Genomic DNA, 24,744 nt, shown 5'->3' with positions numbered 1-24,744 from the left:
TCCAAACATTCCGAGTTTCAAACTTTCATTTCGGGTTTCAGACTTTATTCCTGCGTGATGATGCCGGCCAGGTGCGCCGGTGTCGCGTGCTCGGCCAGGGTGAGCATCAAGGCTCGCTTGCCTGCCCTGAGCGCCTCGGCGAGCCCCAGGGCGCACACGTCGTGCGCGACCAGGAGCGACCAGACGGTTGCCAAGACCTGCTCCAGTATGAGGAGTGGCGGCATCTCGCACGGCGGCGGCGGAAACAGCAGCCACTCTTGTCTTGTGGCAGGAGGCTCCAGCGGCTGAACCCCGCCGATACCTCGATCATGATCTGGCGCCCCGGCCCCACGTGCGACATGGACCAGACCAGGAACGGCCGGGGCGTCGCGGCGCTGTGCGGCCACAGCGCGGTCAAGCGCCCGGATGACGGGCGTCGCGCTCTTCGTCATCCGCCGTGCCCAGTCCACGATTTTGGCCCGGATCTGTGGCGGTCCATCAGGGCCCCTTGCGCCGCCTGACCCAGTCACGCCCGTCGCGCGCGAAGTTCGGCGACATGCAATGCAGCCGCCCGTTCACCGCCCTGACCGCGTTGATGCCCTGGATCTTGATCAGTGACTATCCCAGGTCGGCCAGCTCTTTTGGGAAGGCGGGAAGCGGCTCGGTTCGTTGCGCCATCGCCACCTATCCCTCCGCCAGGAGGCCGAGGAGCTGGCTGTTGAGCCGCGCGAAGTCCCGCGCGGCGCCGGTGATGCGGCACACCTGCTTGGCCGCCAGGTTCAGCGCCGATCTAAGCGGCACTGCCACCAGCGCCGTCAACGCGGCGTCGCCTGTGCAGCGCTCGACGGGCGTGGGGCCGGGCGTATCGACCGCGCAGGCAAGCTGCTGGTCGTCGATCCAGATGCCGGCCTGAACGCTCACAAACGCCTGGTCATCACCCGGCCGGCGTGGCGCAGCGACGCTGAGCCACACCTGGGTCGGCCCGGCGGTCAGCAAAACGACGCTGATCGCCCCGTCGATGATGCGCGCGCGGGGGTCGCTTGCCGCAGCCTTGCGCCACGGAAGCACCCTGAGATCGATGTCGTCGGGCGGCAGCGGCGGCAGTGCCGTCGGCGGGAGCAAGTCCAGGTCGGGCCGGCCAATCGGGTTCTGGATCAGAATATGATAGAGCGCCGCCCGCCAGCCGCGTCCCCTCCACTCCGGCCCGCCAGAGGCCGCGTTGGTCTCCGTGTAGTAAAACCACCTGATCTCGGGGGCCATCCCCTGCCAGTTGCCCAGCGCGCGATCGACGTCGGCGATCTGGGCCGGGCTCGTCACGTGCTCCAGCGCCCACGCGAGCACCATCAGCTCTTTCCCGGCGTGCCACTCCAGCGGGGTGATGCCCCGGGCGAGGAAGCGCCCGGGCCGGTCGCCGTGGCGGACCAAGCGCGCATTCAGCGTTGCGGTAACGGGCTGCGCGATGCGATTCCAGACGAAGCCAGGGATTGTGATGCGCACGGCTCCTGGCGCCTCCAGAGCGTCATGCTCACTGACCACGGCCCCTTGCCCCGGGCCGCCGGTCGTCACCTGGAAGTGCAGCTCGCGCTCCTCGGGGTAGAAACCAAATCCGCGCGTCTGCCGTCGTAGCCGATCGCGTTGTCTCAGCGTCGTGTGCCTGGCTGTCATGTGCAGATTTCCTCGTTCATCGATAGCATCAGGGAGCGCGGCACTGCCGGCCTATTGGTCGACGCCAAAGCCTATGAGCGCCAGGGTGAGGGTTTCAATGTCAATCTCCGCGACGCTTGGCCCGCCAGGGTCATCACGCTCGCGCAGTAGCCGTGCAAGATACGCAGGAAGGCGTGCAGCGCCAGCTCAGCGCTGCTGGCGGGGAGCTGGGCAAATGCGCGCAGAACGGCGCCTACGTCGTCGCTCAGCCCGCCTGCCGCCCGCCCTGGCACGACCGATGTGCGGCTGTCGCTGCCCCTGGATTCGCAGGCGGCGTAGAGCCGCAGCAGCTCGGTGGCAATGCCGCCCGTGGCTGGCGTTTGTTGGTTGGATGTCATAGAGCGTTGTCGCTTGTAGTCTGCCGGTGGCGGATCGGGGTTCGTCCAGCACTGTCCTGTATACGAGAATAATATCATTTTATGATACACTTGTCAAGCTATGGACTGCGCCTCGTGCTGGGTCTGAACCCTGGGGGGAATGAGCCGGACGTGGAAAGCCTTTTATTTTTGTGCTAGTATTGCAACATGAGCAATATTCCTCAAGCATACCCAGCGCACCCGCTCGGGCCGCTGGCCGGCCTGCCGGCTCTTGCACAGGAGTGGCGCACGCGCGGCGCTGGCCGCGGCGCAACCTGGGCCGGCCTGTGGCATCCACGCCAGCACGACGAGATTATGCAGGTGGTGCTCCAGCACGCCCAGCGCGTCGACGAGGCGCTGAGAGGACGCCTGGCGCGCAAGTGGGCGCTGCCGGGCGTGCGGGACTACTCGCTGCTGCTGGCGCTGTTACCGCTTGAACCGAACGAGCCCGGGCGGGAAGACGACGCCGAGGGCACCGCGAGCGATCCCGGAGCGGCGGAGGAAGCCGGAGATAGAGACGACGCTGCGCCCGGCATCCCGATCTGGAACCATGGCGAGCTGGAGCGAGCAAAGCTCACGCCGGTACGCCATGCCGTGCATCTCGTTCGCTATCTCAACGACTATCACGAGCCCACGGTGGCGGCGGAGCGCCGCCGGCGACTGCGCGCGCTCAGCGACGAAAGCGCGGAGGTGCGTCGCGCCGCCGCCCGCGCAGTCGCCGACACGTTTTTGGAGAACCCGGTGCGCTGGCGCGACGTCGTCACGGTCGCGGTGCATCTGGCGTGCGTGCGCGAGCTAGAGCAGCAACTGGGACACCGCCTGAGGGGCCCGGGCCACACCGTTGAGCAGCTCGCGCAGAAGATCGAGGCTGGAATGGCGGCGCTCAGCGACGAGGGCGCCCCGGATGCCGCCATACATGTACACCAGGAGCTGGCCCGCAGGCTTGATACTCTGGCGGGCGCGACGGCCGTCCTGATGTATGAAGAACATGAATATCTGCGACTGACCGGCGTACGCGCGGGGCGCTCGGTGCGCCGTCACTTGCCGCGCGGACTGCACCTGATTTTCAGCGATCAGCGCCACCGTCGCGAAGACCGAACCGCCGGGCTCTGGCTGGAGCAGAGCGCACCCGAACGCAGCACGGAACCGTACTACTGGTCAAAAGGAATACCGCCCGCCTACGCTGCACGCAAGAAATCGGACTATTTCCGCCTGGAAAACGCGGCCGCCGTGCGGCGGTACGTCGAGCAGGCGGAACTGTAATTGATTTTGTGCAAGTAGCACAAAATAACAGCAGATTTTCGCTGGCCGGCTCGAAAAGTCATCTTAGGGCTCAACCAAACGTGGTAGCCCTTTACGATTTCTGTGGCGGGCGACCTCGCGATACCTCACCCCGCTCCACCCCGGCTTTATAGCTCTCGACGGCGGCAATCGTCGTGTACCAGCGTCCGCCACGTTTGGTTCCGGGGAGTCGACCTTGCCGGATCAGCCAGCCAAGGTGTTCCTTAGTCAGGCCTGTGGGTTCTTCCAGGTCAGCCAGCAGTAGATACTCATCCTCAGGCGCCGCGGTGCAGGCGTCCAGGTAGACCTGCAAGCCGCGTTCAACGGCGCGGCCGATAACATTGGCCAGCGCGTCGTAGTCACCAGCGTCAGCCTGGGCCAGCGCGCGGATATATTGCAGTCGCTGCTCGCGGAGCAGCAGTGCCGGCGCAAACCCGTCTCGCATCAGGTGCAGGTTGAGGAGCAGCCGCCCTACTCGGCCGTTGCCGTCGGCAAAGGGGTGGATCGCGACAAATTGGTGGTGCGCGATGGCGCCGCGCAGGATCGGGTGATACTGCAACGCGTCAGTGCGGAGCCAGGCAAGCCACGCTGCCATCAGGCTGGGCACCTGCTTTGCGTGCGGCGGCTGGTGGCGCGACCTGGCCAGGCTGACAAACCCGATCCGCCACTGCCCGGCCTCGGGGTGCAGCTTTTCCAGCACCAGGCGGTGCAGCGCGAAGATGTGTTCTTCCGTAAGCGGCTCGTTCCGGTCGACCAGGCTGGTGAGCATGCTGTACGCCTCGGCGTGGTTGGTGGCCTCAAGGTGTTCTTTGAGCGAGTGCCCACCGATGGTGATGCCTTCCTCGATGACAAGCTGCGTCTCGCCCAGGTCGAGCGTATTCCCCTCGATCCCAGTGCTGTGGTAGGTGAGCAGCACGCGCAGTTCCTCGTGCAGGCGGCGCACGATGTGCGGCGGCAGTGGGCGGTACATATCGAGTGTGGTCTTCTTGTCGTCAAGCCGCCGTGCCAGACGTGGATCAAGCCGTGGTTCCGGGATCTCGCGCATCGTATGGGGCCTTTCTCGCCGGAATAATTACAACGGTTTCTATTATAGAACAAAAACCGTTGTAATTATTCCGGCTGATCTACCATGCTCTCTTGTGTGCCGCGAACAAAACACGCCACGAACTAGATACTGCCCGCCAGGGCTGCTGGCAGCCGCTACGCAAGGCAGAAGTTGCGTGATGGTGAGGGACAGCCCTGGATTTGCGAAGTGTCGTTTTCCGACGTCCTTACGCGGCAAAACCCGTATCGTAGCGCCGTTGAGCCGATCCGCCAGAAGCCTTCCTACGCACACCGGCCCTCGGACACCAAGCGCTGCACCAGTGCCTGGTGTCCGAGGGCCGGTGTGTTAGCCCTGCTCCCGGTGTGCCTCAAGCAGTTTTACCGCCCACGGCGGCAGCGCGTCGCCGATCGTCGTGCAGCGCCAGGTCTCATCACCGCCAGTAAACACAAAGGCGGCCAGGCGAGCCCCATCCAAAGTCTGGATTACCAGCGTATCTCCCAGATCCAGATCTTCGTCGAGAAGGCTTGGATCGGCAAAGCGCGTCGTGCGCACGTATGCGGCGATCGTGTCCCAGAGGTAGGTCTCGCCGACTGCGAAGGGCACGTCCGCGCGCTGCCGCGGCCGACCCCAAGCCTCGGGCACCTGGCGGTAGAGCTTGTCGTTCAGCGTCGGCCGGAAGCGCGGCCCGATGCGGTAGGTGAGTGTCGGGAGGTCGTTCGGATCTCCCTCCCCGCGATACCAAGCGCTCGCCTGCTCGGCGCCCTCCGTCTCGCCGGGGTAGATTTCGGAGATACATACCCAGGCGCCCCAGCCATCGAAGAAAAAAGCCACGTTAGCGGCCGCGCACTGCCGGCGCAGATCCTCGAAGCGGCGGACGTTGATTGGCGTATCGACGCCGGCGGCGATGACCCAGTCGAGCCGCTCCGGGCCGCTCAGCCAGGCCGAGAGATCGATCGGCTCGGCGGGCGGGCGCACCAATATCCCGCGCAGTGCTGCTCGGCAGCGCAGGAGCCCCGGCAGCCGCGCTTCCGCCTGCGCCTGCGTGGTAACGTGGGCGAGGATGCCGACGTTCGGCGGCGCCTCTTCGGCGAAGGCTCCAGCCAGGGCGGCGGGGTCGGCCGTTACGAGCAGGAAGCGCTGATCCCACGCGGCGCCGCGGCGCAGAACCGCGAGCAGCTCGGCCTGCGTGGCGGCATCCAGGCCGGCCGCGTCCTCGGTGACGATCCACCGCGCGCGCGGCCAGCCGCGGATGCTGCGGGCGACCTCGGGGTCAAGCGCGCCGCTTGCGAGCAAGGAAAGCGGCACGTAGGGCGAGAAGTCGATCGCCGGGATCTGGTCGGTTGCCGGTTGCGTCGTGTCCATGCGGCTCCTCGCTTTAGCCCATCAACGTTTCATCGAATCCGAACATTCCCGAGCTTACACGCCGGCCAACTCAGCCAGACCAACGTCGACGACCTCCAGCAACGACCGGAGAAGCGGCTGGACAAGCGTCTGTGGCTCGCTCAACGTTTCCGGCGCAAAGGCGACCAGCGGAACGCGCGTCTGCTGGTCCGTATCGGTGGCCGCGCCCACAAGCGGCGCGTAGGTGATCGCCTCGTCGCTCGCGACGGCGACGAGGACGAGTTGCTGCGAAGCAACTCGTAACGTGACCAGAAACAGCAGGCCCGAGGGCAGCTCGTGGCGTTGTTCGCCGGCCACGCTGTTGGTGCTGATGATCGCCGGTACACCCGCCTGCACATCGACCTGCAAGTCGATCGGGCGAGTGTCCGCGGGATAATTGGCGAATCGCTCGGCCATCTCAGTCCACACCGGCCGCAGGCGGCCGATCCGGGTATGGAGATCGTGCCAGACGCGTCTGGCAAAGGTTTTCGCGTACTGCTGGACGCCAGGTGTGGTCATAGGGCCACGCTCTCTCATTTCAGGTAATTGATAGCCAGGCAGAATGAGTGCTGGGTGCTGAGCACTCAGCACTCAGCCTAGCCCTTAACCGTCATAATCGGGTGCAGTTCAACGACTGGCTCGGCCACTCCCGCGCCGCGCAGGGTGTCGATCACGGGGCCAATGTTTTTGTAGGCAAAAGGGGCTTCCTGCTTGAGTTCAGCCCTCCAAGCCTCGACCAGGTCGGCGCGGCCACGGATCTGGCGCGGGTCAACCGGCGTGACGACGCGGAAGCGGGCCAGAAATTCGTCCAATGCCTGGTCATGCCCACGCTGTGCCTCGCCGCGCGAGAGCGCTCGGCCGGCGCCGTGGCAGGCGCTGTAGAGCGCGTCGGGGTTGCCCAGGCTCCGCAGGATGAAACTCGGCGCGCCCATCGAGCCCGGGACGATGACCGGCTCGCCCCATGGGAACGCGGTGTTTGCCAGCGCCTCGGGGCTGCGCGCCGGCGTCGAGCCCTTGCGGTGGACAACTACGCCGTCCTCCTCCTCCCACAGCAGGTTGTGCGGCGAGTCCCACAGCAGGCTCGCGCCGACCTCGCCGATCTCCTGCTCCAGCGCCCGGATAGCCATCCGGGCCAGGTAGAACCTGTTCGCGAAGGCGAAATTGGACGCTGTCTGGATGGCCGCCTGCACCGCCGCCCGAGCCTCCGCGCAGCCCTCACCGAGCGGCAGCACCGTGATGCCGTTGTTTGGCATTGGCATGCTGCTCGGCAGCAGCGCGCGCATCGCCTGCTTGCCGATCGCGCTGGCCGTGTGGCCCAGGCCCAGGCTGCCGGTATGAACCATGATCACCACCTGGCCCTCGCGCAACCCCCAGGCGTGCGCGGTAGCGCGGTCGTGAATGTTCATTATTATGTCAACTTCGAGAAAGTGGTTGCCCCCGCCTAGACTCCCGATCTGCGTGTCGTAGGACACTGGGCCAGCGCCCCCCGATCCCTGGATGTAGTCATTGAACATGGCCGGGACATCAGTCGGCGCGCCGCCCCCGCCGTTGATGCGGTTCAGCTCATCCGCCGCCGCCAGCCATGCGTCGCCGCCCAGTGCATCGGATTGGAGCAGGCCCGGGATGCCCTCGGCGAGCATCGCCTGGCGTTGCGTCGCTGTCAGGCCAATCTGCCGGCCGCCCTGGAAAAAGATGTGGCGGATGCGGCGCTCCAGCGCGTCGAGACGACCCTCCACCTGGTCGTAGGTGAGGCCGGTCGTTTGCACCCTCATGCCGCAGTTCACGTCCGTGCCGACGGCCTGCGGTACGGCCACGCCGCGCGTCTTCAGCGTCGTGCCGATCGGGATGCCCGCGCCGCGGTGGAAGTCCGAGGAGAGCGACACCGCCTCCAGATAGGCGTCGCCGTCGAACAGCTCGGGCGCCGCCTCGCGCATCCGGGCGATCGTCTCCCGAAGCTCAAGCAGGCCGAGCAACTCGTCGACTGCGGCGCGCTCGATCGGCACGCCGTCGTTGGCGAAGATCCGCACCGGAATGCCGTAATCGTTGGGCAGTTCGAGCCGGTTGGCGTCCAGCCGCCGCAGCCGATAGTCAGTTTTGCGATGGTTCGTCATAGCGTTTCCTGCGGGCGTCGCACCCGATCACGAGCCCCAAATATCATCAATATCCACCAGGAGCAGCGCGACCGCGCAGTCGCTGTCCCAGAGACGTAGCGCGTAGCCTGTGTAGACGCCGACCTGACGCTCGCTACACGAGAGCAGGATGCTCAGGCCGAAATGCCGCGGCGTACCCGAGCCGATGTCGGCCAGTACCGCGTCGACGTCCAGCGGCAGCCACGTGATCGCGACGAAGCCGAGACAGACGCGGTAGGCATAGGTACCATGCGCATACAAACCACCCCACAGACCGAACGAAACGACCGCGCTGCGCATCTGCGTCATCCGGTACAGGAAGGCGATCTGCCCGATCGCGGGAGTGATGCCTGCCACGATGGCGTCCGCGATCGTATTGTTATCGTTCCCTTGAACCATAGCGTTCTCTTGCGTTCTCTTGCGTTTTATACCACCTGCTCCCACACGATAGTGCGCCCGCGCTCCAGTAAACGGCAATTTCGCGGGCGCGCGGTGGCGGGCTCACCAGGCACCCGCTTGAATGCCACAAGCCCGTTCGAGTAGATGCTGTTGATCTGCTTGACCCAGCGACCCTTCACTCGTACGATGTCTCCCTTCCGAAAGCCCGCCAGCTCCTCGTGTACCTGATAGCGCACGCGTCCCAAGCCCTTGCGCGGGAGATCGTGAAACTGCCTCCTGGTCTGCCGGGGCCGGAAAGCGATCCGGTAGGTGTTGGGACAGTCAGGGGTGACTATCTCACCACTCCCGAGCGTGGCAACACACAACGCGTCAGCCGTATGCGTCTTTGCCAGCCCCCTTCGTTTCCGAAAAGCGCTGGTCTCGTAGCCGAACACCGTCGTGAGTGGGACGGTCGCACCGAGGGTCGTATAGAGATACGTTTTGCCCTGCATACTCCGCTGGGCGATCTGGTCGAACTGCCCGCTCACACCAGTCACTTTCAGGGTGATTGTACTGGCGTGAACCTTCTCGTGACAGCGTTCGCACAGCGTCAACAGGTTGGCGAGCGTGTCCTTGCCGCCATGCTCGCGGTAGACGATGTGGTGCGCCTCCAGTCGGCAATTGCGCGTGCCGCAGTGCCGGCAGGTATACCTATCCCGCATCAGGCAGGCGATCCGCAGGTTCTCATCCAGCCGGTTCGGGTCCTGGTAGCGGCTGCCACGGAGCGTCGAGTCGTTCAGCCGTGCAATGTCGACCTGCACGTCCTCGGCCACGATCTGGCTGATCGGCAGCGGAAGCTGACGCACCACCCGGATCACTTCCTCCACATTGGTTTTGATGCTGGAAGGCAGCCGCCCGCTTCGTTTGCTGGATGCCCGGTTGAGAAAGCGCGCTGGCCGGTACCATTTGCGCAACCGCCGGCTGCGGCGGTGCGCGCGGCGGGTGTCGAGCTTGTCTTTCACATCGCGGCGGTGGTGGATCTCGGCGGCCAGCAGGACTGCTCCGTTACCGACACAACTGATGCCCGTCACGCTGCTGCCCTTGTCGATCCCGACCACCACCGCCTGCACCTGCCCCTCACATTGCCACCCTAGCTGGATCGTGAAAGGCGTGTGGGCGACCACGCGTGCCTTGCCCGCCCGCAGCAGCTTGCGCGCTTTGGCAGGGGTACAGGGCATCAATGGGGTGCCGTCCTGGTTGCGAACAAAGACCTTCATGTGGCTGTAAGCCCTCCTTGCGGAGTGAGATGCTCCTCGCGAGTGTTCAATGGGCTTGTCGTGCTTCGGTCACCTTCACCTTTCGGCTACCCTTAAACCGAAGCCACAGAGCTACAGACTGGAACAACATCCGTAGGTGTGTTGACCCATCGAACTGCTCCCCGTGCGGGGCCGCTGGTAGTTCCATCAGTCCCATGTGATAAAACACATGACTTTTAGGAACTATCGATCAGCCACATCCAGAAGCGGATACCGCACTCCAGGGAGGCTGCGGACAGCGCGCGCTGCGCGCTGGTGATCTGCTGCATCAGTGCGCGCATATTATACCCCCGCTTGGCCAAAGGCAATCGCGGCTGCCCGCGCCTCGGCCAGCTCCGCCTCGCTGAGCTGCCAGCCGCAGCGGGCCAGCACCAGCGCCACCTGGCCGCGAATAGTCGCGCGCTCCTCGGGCGTGATGATCATGCCGGTCACGTGCGCGACCGCCTCAATCGCACCTTCGACCGTCGACCGGTAGAGATATTTGTGACTTGTAACGCGCTGCGCAACGGCGATCGTCAACTCGTGGACAACCGGAACGGGCTGTGTTGCTGGCTGGGTGGTCATCAAAATCGCGCGCGGAGACCGTCGCGTTTACGCGGCTTTAAGCGCGCTCCTCCTTCCTCGTTGCATAGGCGTAGCCATCGACACGCTGGATAACCTGACAATGGCGGTGGCTAATCCCCTGTACCAGGCCAGACGCAGTAGTGATATTGAACTTGCCGCTTGTGCGGATGCTGACCCGCCCTACGTGCGTACCAGCATATTTGCCTTTTGGCACCACTGCTTTCACCAGATCGCCGGTCTTGAATCCGAACCAGCGCTTCTGGCGTGGCACATGCCTCCTTGGGAAGCCGAACTCGTCCGTCCGGCACATCTGTCTACTCCCGTGTCCTTTGGCGGCGATCAGCAGCACGGATGTGACTGCCACGCGCAGATTGTCGGGTGTGGAGGCTCCCACACAGGCGGCGTCGAGAAAGTGCGCTTTGGAAAGGTTCAGCCGTGCCCGATTGTAGCGCGTGCGCCCGCCACTTCCGACCTCGATAGGCAGGCCAGTCATGAGAAGCCGCCGGTAGAGCGCAAGGCGGGTCGCGTTCACCACAGCGGCGTCCTTGAGGGGTGCGCGGGCCTGGGCCTGCACCTCTGGGTGTCCAAATTCCTCCGCGGTGCGGTTGCCCTTGGCCTGGTTACAGTCGTGGCAGGCCAGTGCCAGGTTGCTTACCCGATCGGAGCCGCCGCGATCCCTGGGCATCACGTGGTCGATCTCGAACGGTACGTTCTCAGTCCCGCAGTAGGCGCAGCGGCGGCCCCACTTCTCAAGCAAATAGGCGCGTACCTCCCAGCCGAGCAACTCCCCGCGCTGGTACTCGACCCCGCTGATTTCGGGGTTCTGCATGAGCTGCGTGTCGAACTTCGCCAGTTCGACAGAGAGTGCCGTAACCGGGCAGAAGCGCCGGAGCCGATTGACCCAGTTTTCGGTCGTGAGAACCCGGTGCAGCAGGCTTGGCGCGAGCCAGCCTTTGGGCCTGCGCCGGTTGTCGAAACGAGCGGGCCGGTAGCGGGTCTTACGTTGCCTGCGCGAGCGGCGGATACCCCTGCGAGCCAGCAGCGCGTCGCGGATAGCCTGCCCCCGGTGTGTCAGTTCGGCGGCGAACACCACCCGCCCTGTCCCCTCCTGCACGACGGCGATGCCGGTGGTCTTGCTCCCCGGATCAAGTTTCAGGCAGTGCGTAGCAACCACCGACTCGGCCCGTGTCCGGTCCTTCAGTTTGATCGTCAACGGGAACATGCGCCAGACCGCCGCGCGGCCCTTCTTCAAAAGCTCTCTGGCCCTGGCCTCGTGGCAGGGGTCAAGCGGCGCTCCATTGCTTGAGATCACAAAGACCATTTGCGTCGTTCCTTTGCCCCGTTACCGGGGCCGCTCCCTTTTCAGGGGTAAGGTGGGCCTCGCCCATGCGCTTCCGGCTTGTCGTGCCCGCCAGATGCCTGCCTTACCCCAGCAGGGCGTTCTGACGGGCGATAGAGCGACGGCCTGGCCCGCGCAGCCGTCGGTATCCTGACCGGAAGGGCGTAGCTCCAGAGGAGCTTGGGCTGGTCAACGTGGGCTTGAGTCTCGGCTCAAGCCGGCGTGTGAACGCGCCAGTTGTTGACCGGTAACGTCCTTCGGCAGTATCTTTACAAAAGTATCATAACTTGTTTGTATAATATCATATTATGATACTTTTGTAAAGTAGATGTTGGGGCGTTCGCGCGCACGCAAGCACGACCAACCCGCCTCGGCCGCGACCGCAGGCGATTGACCATCGTGCGTAAGCGCGCCGGGTACTATTGTTCCGGGCGCCGCGCGGCCTCGGGGTGGTGTTGGTGCCACTCCTGGTTCGCGCGGTACGCGCGCACAGCCGAGCGCACGCCGAACCAGAGGACTGCCGCACAGACGACCGCGGGGATAACGCTGCCTGAGGTGATGCTGAGAATCGTGCCTGCCAGCGAGCCGCCGACCCACAGCAGGTAGAGTTTGAGCACCGCGAACTCGGTGTCCTCGTGGATCTCGGGATCGTCGCTCATATACTGGCGCATCAGCGCGCGCGGATCGGTGATCAGTGAGTAGATGCCAAAGCCGGCGACTCCCACTACGAATCCGCCGAATGCGAGAATAACCGTCCAGCGCGCGAGTGTCTGAAACCAGGGGAGATCCGTGACGCCCAACCGGTAGATCCCAAGATAGCAGAGCAGGCCGGCCGTCGCGGCGCCGGTCATCGCCAGCATCACCCGCGCCATCGGCCAGAACAGTTCTTTGAAGCGCTGCTTGAAGCGGCCGGGCGCGCCCAGCGACGCGGCCTTGGCCACGACGCCGATGAGGAGCAGCGGCAAGATAATCAGCGCCGAGATCACGTTTTCCAAATTCAGCCAGGGTGGAATCGCGCAGCCTTTCACGTACGGATGTGCTGATGATACCACGAGTATCGCGCTGCCGCAATGCACAGCGTCAGGAGGCCAAGGACGCGCGCAGCGCGTGCAGGCGTGTCAGGAGCGCCTCAAGGCACGCGATCGCGGTGTCTAGCTGAGCTGGCGACGGCTCGGACGCCTGCGACAGCGTTTCGCCGATCCGCAACTCGCGCAGCTCGGGGTCGCGCGCGGGCCGCGTGACGATCGTCAGCGCCACCTCCGGCGCGCCGCCGCCGGCAGCCGGAATCCGCGCGCGGGTGGTCAGCGTGGCGGCCTGCTCGGCCTGGTCTGCCCGGTAATTGCGGCCCCGATCGTAGGAGCGTTTGATGGCAGCCAGGCTGCGCTGGCTCACGGGATAGTAGCCCGCGGCGCGTGCCACCCATGCCTGGGCAATGTCCATCTGGCCGCTGTGCGCGGCCAGCCGCGCGTTGGTCAGGCACTTGCGCTGCTCGGCGCGCCGCGCTTTGTCGGACGCGCCGGCCGGGAGCTGTCTCACCGGGTGAATACCTGCGGCCAGGCGCTGCCGGCGCTCGGGAGTTACGACGGCGATCTCGTCCTGTTGCAGATCGGGAGGGATGATGATTGCGGTCATACAACGTCCTCGACCAGGTTGAGCGTCGCCTCGATTGCCAGTGCCGCCGTGCGCAGGCGTGCGATGATCTCGGTCAGGCTGATCGCAAGCACACGGCGCTGGTAGGAGCGGTACGGACTGTCGGTGTCTTTCTCCAGGAAGTACAGCAGGCCGCCGGCGATCCCGGAGAGGTCTTTGTCGATACGCGGAGAAGTCGCGATAGGTGCGCACGCGCTGCGCAGCGCCTGCCGCGTCGCCTTATCCAGGCCAAAATACACTGGTTGCGAGCCCGCAAGGCTCGGCAGCCCGAGTAGTGCGGCCTGAAAAGCGTCGAAAGGGCATGGGCTGTGAGGCCGGTCGGTGAGGTAACGCCCGCAGCGCTTGCAGAACGGGACGCCGGCCGCCTCGCAGAGCTGCGCCGCAAAGCGGGCGCGGAAGCCTTCTTGCTGGTAGCCGCGGCCGCCGCGAGTTTTGATGTACTCCTCGGCAGCTTTGCGGAGCGCCTCGCCGAGGTCGGCGAACTGGAGCAGCGCGCGGGCCGCCGCGAGCGGGCGCCGCACGCCGGGCCAGTTGGTCCGGTCGTTGGCAACCTCGATAGTCTCGGGGTTGGCCGCAACAAACTGCTGCGCGAGCGCGGAGACGGTGGTTGGCTTGGACGTTCGGGTTGGCAATGCCATCTCCCTGACAAAGGTATCATAACCTGATATGCAAGAGTATATCATGCTTTTTAGTTATGTCAAGTAAGAGTGCGAGACTATCCCACGATAGCCGCCGCGCGTGCGTCACTGTGTCCCTGGCTCAGACGGCATCTCGCTCGGGATGTCCTACGACATAGACCGTCGACGTCCCGAGCGACACTCCCTGCTCGGAGGTTTGTGGCTCCTGCTCGATGCTCAGCAGCAGCCAGCCGCGCCGGAACAGCAGGTTGACGTTCTCGCCGCGATCGCTCCGCACCCGCCGCACGGTCTGAATGGCCTGTAGCTGGAGCACGCCGCTTAGCACCGCCGGCGAGGGCACGGCGGGGTTGGCCTCGACGGCGCCCGAGCGCATCAGGTCGCCAATAAGCGCCGCCGCGCCGCCGACCAGGTCGACGCCGGTGTAGCGCGGCAGGCCGCGGGGGCCTGTTTGCGGGGCTATGACGTGCCAGAGCGCTGGCCGCGGCTCAGGCTGAAAAACGTGATCGTAGTGTTCGGCAAGAAATGCTGCCGCGGCCGTTCCCCTGGCCAGATCAAGCTCGGTCGCCCGGCCGTCGGAGAGCGCGTAGATCCGGCTGCCCGGCACATCAAGCGGCGCGAATGTACTGAAGCACGGAGCCAATGCTGGAATACGCGCAACGAGCTGGCTGCGCAACGCGGCCTGGCTGTCCGCCAAGAGCGTCTGCGCGCCGCTGGTGGTGTGGATCGTCAGCGTATAGGCGGCATCGGTTGGCACATCAGTCTCCATCAAGTGGTTCTTTCAGAGTGGCCTATGGGCCTGCGCCTCAACCCGCCATTCGCAATGCGGGCATACTGTGCCGGGCAGCACCTTCTCGAAGGTGTTGCCGCGATCGGCGTCGGCCTTGCCGTCCTCGCCGACCGTGCATCCGACGATCTCGCCGCCGGATAGAATGAGATAGTGCGCTGTGCGCGTGTCGCTATCCTCCAGGCGGTCCGCGAGCGCCTGGAGGGCGTGTCGCGCTTCCAGGTCGAGACTGATCGCGCCGTCGATCGCCGCGCAGAGCCGCGCGATTGCATCAGACGGCAGGGCGCCGCGCAGCGCGTCGATCTCACGTGGGGTTAGCACGGCTGTTGATGTGCTCAAAATCGTTCCTTTCGGGCGGCTTAGCGCCCGAGCTGGACAAGCGCCTCGCGGCGCGCCTGGCGGTCCGCGATCGCACGGGCGGCGTGCTCCAGTTCGCGGCGCGCGTCCGTGCGCGTGCCGCGCTTCAGCCGGTAGATGATGTTCTTTGCCTGCCCAATGCAGACCATCGGAAAGTCGTGCGGCGGGACCTCGCGGATTGCGGCGAGAACTTCGCCAAACACCGCGTTGCACGCCTCGCCCGCGTCCAGCACGTGGATAACGGTGACCAACGCCAGCGCGCGGTCGTACGGGTCGGCCTCGGCGCGCGCCTCGACGAGCAGCGTGTCAAGCGCGCTCTGCCGCTCGGCGTCCGGCAATTGACCGGCGATCTGCGCCAGCGCGACGTAGCGTTCGTCCGCCGTGCAACGCAGCACCAGGTCCCGCAGCGAGCGCAACAGCTCCGCCCGCGCCGCCTCGTCGGCGATGTGCTCTGCCAACCGCGCGACCTGCCGCGACCAGACCGCGCGCCGGTCGTCGTGCGGGTCCTGCTCCGCAATCAGCGCCACGCATGCCCGCAGCCGCTCGATGAGCACGTCCTGCTCGTCGCGATGTCGCCGTGCCGCCTGGTAGGTCGCGCGGTATGTACTGCTGCTCGGGGCTGTTGCAAGCCGCTCATCACCGGTTCCGATCTCTTGCTTGACAATAGTATCATATAATGTTACAATAATACCATCTTATGATACTATTGTCAAGTAGCGGTCGAGGCCGCTGGAACGTTCGACATCCCGGAGCAGGCGCCATCATGCTTTCATCGACACACGCGATCAACCATACCGGCGTGCTCGCTGCACAGGAGGAACAATCAATGCCCCGGCTACAGCCTGAAGATGTGAGCGGCGAACTCCACCGCATTGCCCGGATGCCCATAGCAGGCGCCAGCGCCACGATGGGCGATGCAGAAGCCGAGCAGGAGCGCGCGAACGCGCTGGGCCGAATCCTTGACCTGATCCCGCCGGACCTTCTCCCGGCCGCGATAGCCCTGCTCGCGACGCTGCCGCCGGCGGTACGCAGCCGCCTGATGGAGCGCTATGTCGATCGCGCACGGAAGGCCGCAGCGCCAGCGATCCTGGACGCTGTGCTGGCGGTTTCCGACGCGGGCGCACGTATGGAGCTGCTGGAGGAGCTTGCACGCAAGCTCCCACGCCAAAGCATCGAGACTGCCGCGGAGGCCGCGCGCGCGGCGCTCCCGGCAGTAGAGCGTACTGGTGAAGACGCCGAGGCTGAGAACGCCGCGCTATTCCAGCGGCACCGGGTCGCCGATGTGCTGCTCGTGCTGGCGCGGCGCGCCGACGTGCCCGAGCTGAGACTCCGGCTCGCGCGAGAGGCGCGCGACCTGGCACTCACAACGCCGCTTCTGCTCGGCTCGTGGCAACTCCGCGCGCTCACCCGCGCCAGCCTGTTGCTGCCTCCTGATGAGCGCACGGCGCTCCAGGACCTGACGATCGACATCGCGCTGCACGGCGAATTCGAGACGGCGCGGCCCGAGTCGCAGGCGCTGCTGCTGTCGGTGATTGCCGGCAAGCTGTACGGCCCCGCGCGCCGCCGTATCCTGCGGCTGCTTCCGCAGTTTGAGGCCGATCACCAGATGCAGATACGCGCTGGCCTTGCCGACCGCGGCGCGCTGTAGCTGACACAAGAGAGAGCACAACTATGCAGATTCTTCGCGTGACCAGCGACCGCTACCGCCGCAGCTACATCTGGCACAGCGGCGATTTTATCCCAGCCCTCAGCTACATCGTCACGGTCGCGCCCGACGGCCGCGTGAGCTTCGAGACGCCCTCGCTACGCAACGCCAGCCGGGAGGATCTGGACGTGGTCATCGAGCTGCTCCAGGAGTGCCGCCGCGAGGCCGAACGGATCGCGCACGGCGAGGTGAGCTTTCTGAGCACGGCGGAGGCCGAGGCGTGGCTTGCTGCCTACCGCGCTGAGCTTCAGCAGACTGATGCCGCCGCGGCAAACACGCTCCTGAGCGGCGGCGCGCACGCGCTGACCCCCCGCGACGTGCTGCGCGACCTGGATCAGGCAATCGGCCAGTTCGGCGAGTACACGCTCGTTGACAAAGGCGCGCACGAGATCATGGACATCGCGCCGATCGCCCGCGCCCTGCGCGAGATGGAGGCGCCGATAGCAGCGCAGTTCCTGGCCGACCTGCTCGCGCACGAGCACGGCGGCAGCGTTGTATCGGCCGTCCTCGGCGACCTGGACGGCGCGCCCGAAGCGTGGTGGGACGCGCTGATGGCTGCGTGGCCGGGGCTACAAGAATGTTACTAGGCGGTACATACCGCACCGGAGTACACATGGCACGACAATCGAAAAAAGCTGCCCCAACAAACAGCAGGATCACATGGATGCTTCCGAACACGCCGCGGGTGCTGCTCGCGATCGCGCAGCTTCTCGCGCTACCGAACCTTGAATCGGTCGACGTCAGGCGCAGCGACGACGGCTGGGCGGTGACCGTGACCGTCCACAAGCCGCCTGGCTGCCAGCGGCTGTCGCAGCGGATCATCTCCGGGGCGCTGGCGGCGTCCGACCACCCGCTCGTCGGGACGGTGGTGACGGCGGTGCGCCCGATGAAACCGGCCGAGCTGGAGGCCGAGGGATGGTCCGGCCAGGTCGAGGCGGTGGACTTTTCCAGCGGCGCGCTGCTCTACGCTGCCAGCGAACCCCTTCGCAGCGCGCCCGGCGTGCTGGTCGCGCGGGTATTCGACGAGACCTTTGACCTGCTGCCGCCGCAGGCGGCGCAGGCCGTGTGAGGACATTATGAACCTGGCACCGCGACAGATCGAGCGCTTCCTGGCCGCGCTCACGGCGCTCACGCGCCAGCATGGCATCGTCATGAGCGGCCCGCAGATGGAACTCTACGCGCTGACTGACGGCCAGCGCGAGCGCAGCGAGCGCTACACGCTGGACCCCGCCAGCGGCTCGGTCGAGCTGCCCCTGCACGCCACCGATCAGCCCCTCGATCGCGCTGCCGATCTGATGGAGGGGGCTGCCGACGGCCCGCAGATGCTCTACGGGGCCACGTTTACGACCACGCTCGTTCATGCCGGCTATCAGACCGATGCCGAGATCACCGCGATCGTGGGCGGGCGCGCACGCCACGAGCGGTTTGGCGTCTCTCGTGGTTTGAGCCCCGAGGCGACCGAGCAGCTCGCGCAGCTCCTGCGGGCCCTGGCGATGCGGCCGGAGCTGATCGGCGCTGCGCACGCCGCGATCGCGGCGCAGGACGGCGCACAGGAGGCGCTCACGCCGCGTTTTCCGCTGACGGTGGCCGGCTGGATCGACTGCGCCGCTGACGGCGGCCGGCAGGTTCTCGCGGTGCGCTACCGGATGTTCGCCACGGACGAGAGCGAGACCGCCACCGCCGCGCGAAGCGCGGTCGCCCAACACGACCCGAGCGCGGTGTGGCTTGTGGGGCCGCGCCTCGCCACCGCCGCGGAGGAGGAAGCGGAGGCCGCCGCGCGAGACACGGACCGGCCCGGCCTCGCCACACTCACCCTGATCGTCCCACCTTGTACCGAAGAGGTTACTCATGGCTAACGCACTCGTCCCCCACGTCCTACACGTTGGGGAATCACACCACCCGTGGCAGGCGCCGCCGATCGAGCGCCTGGAGGTCCTCGGCGACACGCCCGATGGCGTGCGCGTCGTGCCGGGCACGCTGCCGGCGGTGACCCCGCGCCCGGGCCAGCGCGTCGTCAACCGGCCCGATCACCTGGTCGTCTGCCTCCCAGACGAAGCGGCCTGGGTCGAGGTCCAGGCCGCGAGAGCGCTTCATCAGACCACGCTCGACGCGCTGGCGGCGGCGCTGCGCGACTATGGCCGCTATGACGAGCGCCTGGCCGCGTCGCAGGGCGGTTCCAACCCACTGACTCCGACCGTCGTTCATGCCTGGCTGCCGCCCGACCGGTATTATGCGCCGACGTTTTTTTGGGACGGCGCCGTCCCCGAGATTGTGCGGAAGCGCGCCGAGGCACACACGCCGAAGCGGGTTTCGAGCGGCGGCGTGTACCTGATGCAGACGCACTGCTATCTGTGTCCGGATGACGCGGCTTGGAAGCATATCGCCGGCCTGTACCAGGCGGCCGTGAGCGCGGCCGCTGCCTGGCATGCCTTGCGCGCGCGTCTGGGGACGTACGCCGAGGCGCGGATCGATGGACGCTGGTCGGCGCGGGACACTCAGGTACGCACATGAGCAATCGAGCAGTGGACCGGCGGCCCCTGGTCATTTTAGCGCTTGAGGCGCAGGGCTTACGCATTACATTTGTGCTACTCCTGCGGATTATTATGGAGGACTTTCAGGACATAGGCATCGTCCCACCCTGCACGCAACCGCTTTTGACGGAGGCTGGTTTTCAGTGATGTTTCTTGTCGGAGTAGATTGAGCACCAGATGACGAATGATTGCCAGATTATGGGCTGAATGCCCGATACGCACGCGGCTTTCATCTGCAGCAAACACCACATCGAGCACCCAATGAACCGGATTCTCAATGCCCCAGTGATTTCGAATAGCATAGGCCACGCGCTCGGCACCACTCGGCAAGCTCGAGATATACTGGCGTGTCTCGACGCTGGTACACCCATTGCTGGTGCGCTCGGAGCGCACCATCGCCACCGAGCGCAACTGGCTCCAGCGCCCACGATCGCGGATCGGGGCAAGATCGTCAGTACTCCAGTACTCGCGCACTTCCCGACGCCCATGCGCTTCGCAGATCGTCTGACAATAGTCGAAGCGTGTAGGATCGAGCTCCGCTTCCTCTACCTGCCGAAAGAGACACGCGACATCCTCTGCCAAATGGCCTTGATTGCCTTTGCAGGCCAACACATAGTCGGCACCTTGGGCGACAATCTGCTCGGCAATCGCCACCTGACAACCCATGGCGTCAATTGTAACAATGCAATCTTCGAGGTCAAGTAAATCGAGCAGAACAGGAATGGCGGTGATCTCGTTCGATTTGGTATCGACACGCACTTGACCAAGCACCAGACGATTGGCGGTCGACCAGGCACTGACGATATGCAAGGGCGACAAATCAATCGCACGGTCGTGAGTACGCCGCTCGGTCTTGCCATCAATGGCCACCACATCACCTGGAAGCTTCAGGCGGATCGCATCGACCCAGGCGAGAAAGGCAGACTGAAACGCACGCGGGTCAAGGTGGGTAAAGACTCGACCGAAGGTGTCATGGGAGGGGATGCCATTGGGAAGGTCGAGGAACTGCTGGAGAAAGGCGTGTTTCGCGCGTCCGTATGCGGCGATATCAGTCCACCCGTCGGCATTGCTGATGACCGCACAAATTGCGATAGTGACAATATCAATCAGCTTGTGGTGTTTGCAGCGGTCGATGCGCGGATCTGGGAGGGTGTCAAAATGAGCACTCAACGTTGTCGCGTGTTGCATCAGTGATAGGCTCCATTTCTCATTATCAGTGTACGCTCAGAGCAGGTATTCTACCACGCGAGCGGAAACACCGAACTGCCAGACGATCACGAGCGTTGGAGCACAGATGACGTCACTTACAGAACAGAAGAGGGTATTACAGCGTATTATCCTTTCTTGTCGTAATCTAATTACTTTGTGCTCGATTTATAATGCGTAAGCCCTGGTATGGTGTGCTTTTTTCTGTGAAGATTTTCAAGTCGTTGTCGGCTCCTAGCCCATCAAGGGGGATGTCGAGGTAGATGAGCCGCTGGTCATAACTCGTACCTGTTCCCTATGGACTATAAACACGCCCCACCGACATCTTCAGGGCTAAATAATCGAATAAACGTAATTTGCTCAACATACCCTCTTGTTTTACTATGTCTTTGTGGTGACGTCAATATCACCATAGGAATGCTGCTCACAGACACGAACGTACTTGTATACTCCTTCTTTTGGCGGGCAGTTATATAAAGGCATAATACCACCCCGAATAGTCAGTTATTCGATGCCTAGCGTCTCATAACACCATTCTTGCGCCTCGCTAATACTCTTTAGTGCGCTGGTAGAGTGCATTCTTCCTGCGGAGCGACACATCAATATCGCAGTGAGCCGGTTAACGGCAACACGGTAGTGGCGCAATCTAGACTGATGCAAGACATCCAGTTCGTTCGAGTTGCCGATTGTAGTGATCGATGAACAGCCGGATGCGAACCTCATGCCAGTGTTCATCTTTACTGAAAGAGAGTGTCCGGCGCACAAGATTGGCACACCGTTGCCGCAACGTATTATTGAGGCGTTCGACGTGCGCCGTTTCGCCAGTCTCTTTACCGACCGAACGGTGACGCTGAGAAGGCAATACCAGCGCATATGGCTCCCAGAAATCGCTGTAACAGATCGCACGTTTGCGATAGTCAGCTGGCAGTGAAGCCCAGAGCTTGCGGCAGGTTGTTGCCGAGCGATCGCCTAGCACAAATCCGACAATCCGGCGCGTTTGGCGTTCCAAGGCAATCCAAATCCACTGTTGATTGGCTTTACGGCCCACAAATGACCAGAGCTCATCAAGCTCCAGGATCGGACGCTCTTGCAATGGTCGAATCGTCTGAGCAATCGGTGACAGAGTTTTTTTTCAGAAGCGCAGCAATCGTATTGCGGCTCATTCGGACAGTACGGGCGATCGCACGTTGTGACAAGCGTTCCAGCTGGAGTTTCTCAATAGTGGCACGTCGGTGCGCTCGCTCCTGCTCCTTTGTGTCAAGCGTGCCATAGAAATTGCAGGCTTTACAATGGCACTTCTGTTGGCCAGTGGGCGTGCGCCCATTTTTGCGAAGATCGGTGGAGCCACAGCGGCGACAGGTAATCGCGATCATATAATCTCCTGGATCTCTTGTTTTTCTTAATCGCCATACTACCATACATCAGTTCGCATAGAGCCACTACCCCTTTCGCGTGGCCCTCATAGTATACAGCATGGGGTCATCGTATTTTCTTTAGGAAAATATACATCTAAGCCTGAAGCGGCATTTTACCGCATTCAGATGCGCTCGACGTCTTGTCCTTAGCGCCTTTCCTCGTATGCATGTTCGCCCCCTTGCGTTGTCTCGTCCGAGAATCGCTGTCGGAGAATAAGTTTTCGTTATCCCTCATCCTGCTCGTCGCAGGTGTTCGCGTCGATCTCGGCCTAAGGTCGGCAGCGGACGTAACTGAGAGCGCGACCACTGCCGCTCCTTCGAGAATTGGTAGCGGCCCAGAGATTGATATGTTTCCAGCCCAGCGGCGAGAGATGCTCCAGGAGTTGCGCCTCGATCAGTTTTCCCTGGATGGCCTAGTACGTTTCGAGCGCCTTGGCCAGCTCGACCCTATTCCACGCCAATCGCCCGAGGAACCAGGCCCGATCGCGTGGGAAGAGGCCCAGGCTGTGCTCGACGCCGGCGCGGGCGTCGACAATAAAAAGACGATGCCGCATAAGGAAGCTACTTCCAGCAAGCCAGCTCGCTTACCCTGAGTCGATGTCAGAAAGCAGCCGCGCTACCCGAGAGACGAGGTCAGCGTACGCGAACGGCTTCGTTATAAAGTCCGTGGCTCCAGCAGCTATGCCACGCTCGCGGGCACCTTCCTCTCCGCGAGCAGTAAGGAAGATCACCGGCCTGGTGTCGCCGGCGGCGCGCCGGTCCTGGCACAGACTGATGTCGTCGCTACGTGCAGTTGTGCCGCACCACGAGCGCGCGGCCCGCCCCACAAGCACCAGGCCATTCGTCCCAGGCAGGATGCGATCCAGCAACCGCAGATGGAAGGGCTGGGGCTGGATCCGCTTCACTCCTTGTGGGCCAGGCTATGAACAACGGTCAGGCTACTTTGCGGCTTCGGGCAGCTGACCGTGCCGGGCGATCTCCGCAGCACACCATGCCTGAGCGTCCTCCATCCATCGAAACACGTAGGGGGCCATCCGCCGCGCCTGAGTAGTGCCAAGCGGCTCGATTGCCGCGATCCACTCAGCCCCACTTACCCACCGCGCTACCACGCCGCGCCAGCCATTGCGACTTGCTTCCCATTGTTTCGTATCGGGGTTGTACCGCCAGTCCATCGACACCCCTCCTGCCATCCTCGACCGCCGATCAACGTTGCACCGCATGATAATACCGTTCCTGCGGGGCGGTGCGGGGTAAGAGCAGAGCACCGGATCTGAAAAGGGTGGTGAATGACAGATATTGACATCTGTCATTCCATAGTCTATACTCCGCTCATCTCGATCGGGCGGCTGCGCCGCTCAAGCGAACGTGCAAGGAGGATAGTATGCAAACACGCACACTTGGCGCCACCGGCCCGCGTGTCTGCGCGCTTGGCCTGGGCTGTATGGGCATGTCCGACCTCTACGGTCCCGCCGATGAGGCCGAGAGCATCGCCACGATCCAAGCCGCACTCGATGCCGGCATTACACTGCTCGATACCGGCGACTGGTACGGCATGGGCCACAACGAGTTGTTGCTGCGCGAGGCCTTGCGGGGCCGCAATCGCGAGCAGGTCGTGCTCAGCGTCAAGTTCGGGGTGCTGCGCGACCCCGGCGGCCAGGTCCTCGGCACCGACGGCCGTCCCGCGGCAGTAAAGGCCTTCCTGGCCTACACGCTGCGCCGCCTGGGGACGGACTATGTGGACATCTACCGTCCCGCCCGCGTCGACCCCGCCGTGCCGATTGAGGAAACCGTCGGAGCGATTGCCGACATGGTGCAGGCAGGCTACGTCCGGCATGTTGGGCTCTCGGAGGCTGGCGCCGACACGCTGCGCCGCGCCCACGCCGTGCATCCGATCGCCGATGTGCAGATCGAGTACTCGCTGGTTTCACGCGGCATCGAGACCGAGATCCTGCCAACCTGTCGCACGTTGGGCATCGGCGTGACCGCCTACGGCGTGCTCTCGCGCGGCCTGATCAGCGGCCACTGGTCCAAAGAGCGCGCCGCGTCCGACTTCCGCAGCCACCTGCCGCGCTTCAGCGGCGCGAACCTCGACCGCAACCTGGCGCTGGTCGAGGCGCTGCGCGCGGTCGCAACGGCAAAGCGAGCAACCGTCGCGCAGATTGCGATCGGCTGGGCGCTGTCGCGCGGGGACGACATCGTGCCGCTCGTGGGGGCGCGACGGCGCGAGAGGCTGGCCGAGGCGCTGGGCGCCCTCGACCTCAAGCTGACGGCCGACGACCTGGCGCAGATCGAGCAGGCGGTGCCGCCGGATGCGGTGGCCGGCGAGCGCTACCCCAGCGCCCAGATGGCCGTCCTCGACAGCGAGCGTGGCCGAGGTGGCGCGGCATGACCGAGACAGCCCTCACCCCCGACCGAATCCTGGACGCGGCGGAGGATGTCCTGCGTCGCTTCGGGCCGGCCAAGGCGACGGTCGTCGATGTCGCCCAGGCGCTCGGCGTCAGCCACGGCAGCGTCTACCGCCACTTTCCGAGCAAGGCGGCCCTGCGCGACGCGGTGACCGCGCGCTGGCTCGCGCGCATCGCGGCGCCGCTGGCGGACGTGGCGGCCGAGGAGCGCCCGGCATCGGAGCGCTTGCGGCGCTGGCTCGACCTCCTGATCGCATCCAAGCGGCGGCTGGCGCGCGAGGACCCCGAGCTGTTCGCTACCTACCTGGCGCTCGCCGCGGAGGCGCGGGCTGTAGTCCAGGCGCATGTCGACCACCTTGTGGGACAGCTCGCCCAGATCATCGCCGACGGGGTCGCACGGGGCGAATTTACGACTGTGGCCCCTGCCGTCACGGCGCGGGCGGTATTCGACGCGACTGCCCGCTTCCACAACCCGGCCCACGCGCCGGAGTGGGCCGACCCGGGCATCGATGCCGCCTTCGAAGGCGTCTGGGCGCTCGTCCTGGGCGGGCTTGGTGCGCGCAGGGCCGGAGCTTGACCCCG

At 64.5% G+C, this 24,744-nt stretch carries 30 protein-coding genes; 8 read left to right on the top strand and 22 right to left on the bottom strand.

Annotated elements, in window-relative coordinates; genetic code table 11:
• Positions 1–44 precede the first annotated feature (44 nt).
• The 3 genes from M1P90_RS36785 to M1P90_RS36775 form a co-directional block, all read right to left on the bottom strand.
• Positions 45–194, bottom strand: a complete 150-nt coding sequence (locus M1P90_RS36785; RefSeq protein ID WP_483704875.1) for a hypothetical protein — start codon at positions 192–194, stop codon at positions 45–47.
• Positions 195–663: 469 nt separating this feature from the next.
• Positions 664–1,644: a DUF3780 domain-containing protein gene (locus M1P90_RS36780; RefSeq protein WP_483704873.1), complete on the bottom strand. Its 981-nt coding sequence runs from the start codon at positions 1,642–1,644 to the stop codon at positions 664–666.
• 71 nt (positions 1,645–1,715) lie between these two features.
• Positions 1,716–2,021 carry a hypothetical protein gene (locus M1P90_RS36775; protein ID WP_483704871.1) on the bottom strand — a complete coding sequence of 102 codons (306 nt, stop codon included), beginning with the start codon at positions 2,019–2,021 and terminating at the stop codon, positions 1,716–1,718.
• Positions 2,022–2,207: 186 nt separating this feature from the next.
• Between M1P90_RS36775 and M1P90_RS36770 the strand changes: the two genes are divergently transcribed.
• Positions 2,208–3,302 carry a hypothetical protein gene (locus M1P90_RS36770; protein WP_483704869.1) on the top strand — a complete coding sequence of 365 codons (1,095 nt, stop codon included), beginning with the start codon at positions 2,208–2,210 and terminating at the stop codon, positions 3,300–3,302.
• A gap of 91 nt (positions 3,303–3,393) precedes the next feature.
• Here M1P90_RS36770 and M1P90_RS36765 read toward each other — a convergent pair whose 3' ends face one another.
• The 14 genes from M1P90_RS36765 to M1P90_RS36700 form a co-directional block, all read right to left on the bottom strand.
• Positions 3,394–4,365 (bottom strand): Fic family protein, encoded by a 972-nt coding sequence (locus tag M1P90_RS36765; RefSeq protein WP_483704867.1) that lies wholly within the window; start codon positions 4,363–4,365, stop codon positions 3,394–3,396.
• Positions 4,366–4,710: 345 nt separating this feature from the next.
• Complete coding sequence (locus M1P90_RS36760) at positions 4,711–5,727, bottom strand: DUF5131 family protein (RefSeq protein ID WP_483704865.1); 1,017 nt, start codon at positions 5,725–5,727, stop codon at positions 4,711–4,713.
• A gap of 54 nt (positions 5,728–5,781) precedes the next feature.
• Positions 5,782–6,264, bottom strand: coding sequence for a hypothetical protein (locus M1P90_RS36755; RefSeq protein ID WP_483704863.1), 483 nt, complete (start codon positions 6,262–6,264; stop codon positions 5,782–5,784).
• Positions 6,265–6,341: 77 nt separating this feature from the next.
• A complete protein-coding gene (locus M1P90_RS36750) occupies positions 6,342–7,856 on the bottom strand; it encodes an RtcB family protein (RefSeq protein ID WP_483704861.1) in 1,515 nt (504 codons plus the stop codon).
• 27 nt (positions 7,857–7,883) lie between these two features.
• The gene (locus M1P90_RS36745; RefSeq protein WP_483704859.1) at positions 7,884–8,273 is read right to left on the bottom strand and encodes a hypothetical protein; all 390 of its coding nucleotides are present in this window, start codon (positions 8,271–8,273) and stop codon (positions 7,884–7,886) included.
• A 26-nt stretch (positions 8,274–8,299) separates the two neighbouring features.
• Positions 8,300–9,529, bottom strand: a complete 1,230-nt coding sequence (iscB, locus tag M1P90_RS36740; protein ID WP_483704857.1) for an RNA-guided endonuclease IscB — start codon at positions 9,527–9,529, stop codon at positions 8,300–8,302.
• Positions 9,530–9,850: 321 nt separating this feature from the next.
• Positions 9,851–10,132: a hypothetical protein gene (locus M1P90_RS36735; protein WP_483704855.1), complete on the bottom strand. Its 282-nt coding sequence runs from the start codon at positions 10,130–10,132 to the stop codon at positions 9,851–9,853.
• 37 nt (positions 10,133–10,169) lie between these two features.
• Complete coding sequence (iscB, locus tag M1P90_RS36730) at positions 10,170–11,453, bottom strand: RNA-guided endonuclease IscB (RefSeq protein WP_483704854.1); 1,284 nt, start codon at positions 11,451–11,453, stop codon at positions 10,170–10,172.
• 437 nt (positions 11,454–11,890) lie between these two features.
• The gene (locus M1P90_RS36725) at positions 11,891–12,466 is read right to left on the bottom strand and encodes a hypothetical protein (protein ID WP_483704852.1); all 576 of its coding nucleotides are present in this window, start codon (positions 12,464–12,466) and stop codon (positions 11,891–11,893) included.
• Positions 12,467–12,551: 85 nt separating this feature from the next.
• Positions 12,552–13,103: a hypothetical protein gene (locus M1P90_RS36720; RefSeq protein ID WP_483704850.1), complete on the bottom strand. Its 552-nt coding sequence runs from the start codon at positions 13,101–13,103 to the stop codon at positions 12,552–12,554.
• Entirely contained in the window at positions 13,100–13,753 is a 654-nt protein-coding gene (locus tag M1P90_RS36715) for a hypothetical protein (RefSeq protein ID WP_483704848.1), read from the bottom strand. Before M1P90_RS36715 ends, M1P90_RS36720 begins: the two co-directional genes overlap by 4 nt.
• Before the next feature lie 127 nt (positions 13,754–13,880).
• Positions 13,881–14,525: a hypothetical protein gene (locus tag M1P90_RS36710; RefSeq protein WP_483704846.1), complete on the bottom strand. Its 645-nt coding sequence runs from the start codon at positions 14,523–14,525 to the stop codon at positions 13,881–13,883.
• Positions 14,526–14,537: 12 nt separating this feature from the next.
• On the bottom strand, positions 14,538–14,882 hold the full coding sequence (locus tag M1P90_RS36705; protein ID WP_483704844.1) for a hypothetical protein: 345 nt from the start codon (positions 14,880–14,882) through the stop codon (positions 14,538–14,540).
• Positions 14,883–14,902: 20 nt separating this feature from the next.
• Positions 14,903–15,454: a hypothetical protein gene (locus M1P90_RS36700; protein ID WP_483704842.1), complete on the bottom strand. Its 552-nt coding sequence runs from the start codon at positions 15,452–15,454 to the stop codon at positions 14,903–14,905.
• A 209-nt stretch (positions 15,455–15,663) separates the two neighbouring features.
• On the opposite strand from M1P90_RS36700, the gene M1P90_RS36695 reads away from it, so the two are divergent.
• The 5 genes from M1P90_RS36695 (at position 15,664) to M1P90_RS36675 (ending at position 19,116) form a co-directional block, all read left to right on the top strand.
• Positions 15,664–16,548 (top strand): hypothetical protein, encoded by an 885-nt coding sequence (locus M1P90_RS36695; protein WP_483704840.1) that lies wholly within the window; start codon positions 15,664–15,666, stop codon positions 16,546–16,548.
• A 23-nt stretch (positions 16,549–16,571) separates the two neighbouring features.
• Positions 16,572–17,192 carry a hypothetical protein gene (locus tag M1P90_RS36690; RefSeq protein WP_483704838.1) on the top strand — a complete coding sequence of 207 codons (621 nt, stop codon included), beginning with the start codon at positions 16,572–16,574 and terminating at the stop codon, positions 17,190–17,192.
• Between the two features lie 77 nt (positions 17,193–17,269).
• Positions 17,270–17,674, top strand: coding sequence for a hypothetical protein (locus tag M1P90_RS36685; protein ID WP_483704836.1), 405 nt, complete (start codon positions 17,270–17,272; stop codon positions 17,672–17,674).
• A gap of 7 nt (positions 17,675–17,681) precedes the next feature.
• On the top strand, positions 17,682–18,461 hold the full coding sequence (locus M1P90_RS36680; protein WP_483704834.1) for a hypothetical protein: 780 nt from the start codon (positions 17,682–17,684) through the stop codon (positions 18,459–18,461).
• On the top strand, positions 18,454–19,116 hold the full coding sequence (locus M1P90_RS36675) for a hypothetical protein (RefSeq protein ID WP_483704832.1): 663 nt from the start codon (positions 18,454–18,456) through the stop codon (positions 19,114–19,116). Before M1P90_RS36680 ends, M1P90_RS36675 begins: the two co-directional genes overlap by 8 nt.
• Positions 19,117–19,190: 74 nt before the next feature.
• Here the strand turns inward: M1P90_RS36675 and M1P90_RS36670 are convergent, their stop codons facing one another.
• From M1P90_RS36670 to M1P90_RS36650, 5 genes are all read right to left on the bottom strand, one after another.
• Positions 19,191–20,324, bottom strand: a complete 1,134-nt coding sequence (locus M1P90_RS36670) for an ISAs1 family transposase (protein WP_483704830.1) — start codon at positions 20,322–20,324, stop codon at positions 19,191–19,193.
• A 664-nt stretch (positions 20,325–20,988) separates the two neighbouring features.
• On the bottom strand, positions 20,989–21,435 hold the full coding sequence (locus M1P90_RS36665; protein ID WP_483704828.1) for an IS1 family transposase: 447 nt from the start codon (positions 21,433–21,435) through the stop codon (positions 20,989–20,991).
• Positions 21,407–21,715, bottom strand: a complete 309-nt coding sequence (locus M1P90_RS36660) for an IS1-like element transposase (protein ID WP_483704826.1) — start codon at positions 21,713–21,715, stop codon at positions 21,407–21,409. Before M1P90_RS36660 ends, M1P90_RS36665 begins: the two co-directional genes overlap by 29 nt.
• A gap of 455 nt (positions 21,716–22,170) precedes the next feature.
• Positions 22,171–22,311 carry a hypothetical protein gene (locus tag M1P90_RS36655; RefSeq protein WP_483704824.1) on the bottom strand — a complete coding sequence of 47 codons (141 nt, stop codon included), beginning with the start codon at positions 22,309–22,311 and terminating at the stop codon, positions 22,171–22,173.
• A gap of 30 nt (positions 22,312–22,341) precedes the next feature.
• Entirely contained in the window at positions 22,342–22,584 is a 243-nt protein-coding gene (locus tag M1P90_RS36650) for a response regulator transcription factor (protein ID WP_483706075.1), read from the bottom strand.
• A gap of 554 nt (positions 22,585–23,138) precedes the next feature.
• On the opposite strand from M1P90_RS36650, the gene M1P90_RS36645 reads away from it, so the two are divergent.
• Positions 23,139–24,146, top strand: coding sequence for an aldo/keto reductase (locus M1P90_RS36645; RefSeq protein WP_483704822.1), 1,008 nt, complete (start codon positions 23,139–23,141; stop codon positions 24,144–24,146).
• A complete protein-coding gene (locus M1P90_RS36640) occupies positions 24,143–24,739 on the top strand; it encodes a TetR/AcrR family transcriptional regulator (protein ID WP_483704820.1) in 597 nt (198 codons plus the stop codon). Before M1P90_RS36645 ends, M1P90_RS36640 begins: the two co-directional genes overlap by 4 nt.
• Positions 24,740–24,744: the final 5 nt, after the last annotated feature.

The organism is Kouleothrix sp. 19917 (genome assembly GCF_057073505.1).
The sequence above is the reverse complement of the archived record's forward strand: the minus strand, read 5'-3'. Positions and strand labels throughout refer to the sequence as shown.

What these genes read in the sequence shown, in the direction of transcription:
- M1P90_RS36780 (WP_483704873.1), bottom strand. Translation starts at nt 1,644, where the DNA reads ATGACAGCCAGGCACACGACGCTGAGACAACGCGATCGGCTACGACGG.
- M1P90_RS36775 (WP_483704871.1), bottom strand. Translation starts at nt 2,021, where the DNA reads ATGACATCCAACCAACAAACGCCAGCCACGGGCGGCATTGCCACCGAG.
- M1P90_RS36770 (WP_483704869.1), top strand. Translation starts at nt 2,208, where the DNA reads ATGAGCAATATTCCTCAAGCATACCCAGCGCACCCGCTCGGGCCGCTG.
- M1P90_RS36765 (WP_483704867.1), bottom strand. Translation starts at nt 4,365, where the DNA reads ATGCGCGAGATCCCGGAACCACGGCTTGATCCACGTCTGGCACGGCGG.
- M1P90_RS36760 (WP_483704865.1), bottom strand. Translation starts at nt 5,727, where the DNA reads ATGGACACGACGCAACCGGCAACCGACCAGATCCCGGCGATCGACTTC.
- M1P90_RS36755 (WP_483704863.1), bottom strand. Translation starts at nt 6,264, where the DNA reads ATGACCACACCTGGCGTCCAGCAGTACGCGAAAACCTTTGCCAGACGC.
- M1P90_RS36750 (WP_483704861.1), bottom strand. Translation starts at nt 7,856, where the DNA reads ATGACGAACCATCGCAAAACTGACTATCGGCTGCGGCGGCTGGACGCC.
- M1P90_RS36745 (WP_483704859.1), bottom strand. Translation starts at nt 8,273, where the DNA reads ATGGTTCAAGGGAACGATAACAATACGATCGCGGACGCCATCGTGGCA.
- iscB (WP_483704857.1), bottom strand. Translation starts at nt 9,529, where the DNA reads ATGAAGGTCTTTGTTCGCAACCAGGACGGCACCCCATTGATGCCCTGT.
- M1P90_RS36735 (WP_483704855.1), bottom strand. Translation starts at nt 10,132, where the DNA reads ATGACCACCCAGCCAGCAACACAGCCCGTTCCGGTTGTCCACGAGTTG.
- iscB (WP_483704854.1), bottom strand. Translation starts at nt 11,453, where the DNA reads ATGGTCTTTGTGATCTCAAGCAATGGAGCGCCGCTTGACCCCTGCCAC.
- M1P90_RS36720 (WP_483704850.1), bottom strand. Translation starts at nt 13,103, where the DNA reads ATGACCGCAATCATCATCCCTCCCGATCTGCAACAGGACGAGATCGCC.
- M1P90_RS36710 (WP_483704846.1), bottom strand. Translation starts at nt 14,525, where the DNA reads ATGGAGACTGATGTGCCAACCGATGCCGCCTATACGCTGACGATCCAC.
- M1P90_RS36695 (WP_483704840.1), top strand. Translation starts at nt 15,664, where the DNA reads ATGCTTTCATCGACACACGCGATCAACCATACCGGCGTGCTCGCTGCA.
- M1P90_RS36690 (WP_483704838.1), top strand. Translation starts at nt 16,572, where the DNA reads ATGCAGATTCTTCGCGTGACCAGCGACCGCTACCGCCGCAGCTACATC.
- M1P90_RS36685 (WP_483704836.1), top strand. Translation starts at nt 17,270, where the DNA reads ATGCTTCCGAACACGCCGCGGGTGCTGCTCGCGATCGCGCAGCTTCTC.
- M1P90_RS36680 (WP_483704834.1), top strand. Translation starts at nt 17,682, where the DNA reads ATGAACCTGGCACCGCGACAGATCGAGCGCTTCCTGGCCGCGCTCACG.
- M1P90_RS36675 (WP_483704832.1), top strand. Translation starts at nt 18,454, where the DNA reads ATGGCTAACGCACTCGTCCCCCACGTCCTACACGTTGGGGAATCACAC.
- M1P90_RS36670 (WP_483704830.1), bottom strand. Translation starts at nt 20,324, where the DNA reads ATGCAACACGCGACAACGTTGAGTGCTCATTTTGACACCCTCCCAGAT.
- M1P90_RS36660 (WP_483704826.1), bottom strand. Translation starts at nt 21,715, where the DNA reads ATGATCGCGATTACCTGTCGCCGCTGTGGCTCCACCGATCTTCGCAAA.
- M1P90_RS36655 (WP_483704824.1), bottom strand. Translation starts at nt 22,311, where the DNA reads ATGCGGCATCGTCTTTTTATTGTCGACGCCCGCGCCGGCGTCGAGCAC.
- M1P90_RS36645 (WP_483704822.1), top strand. Translation starts at nt 23,139, where the DNA reads ATGCAAACACGCACACTTGGCGCCACCGGCCCGCGTGTCTGCGCGCTT.
- M1P90_RS36640 (WP_483704820.1), top strand. Translation starts at nt 24,143, where the DNA reads ATGACCGAGACAGCCCTCACCCCCGACCGAATCCTGGACGCGGCGGAG.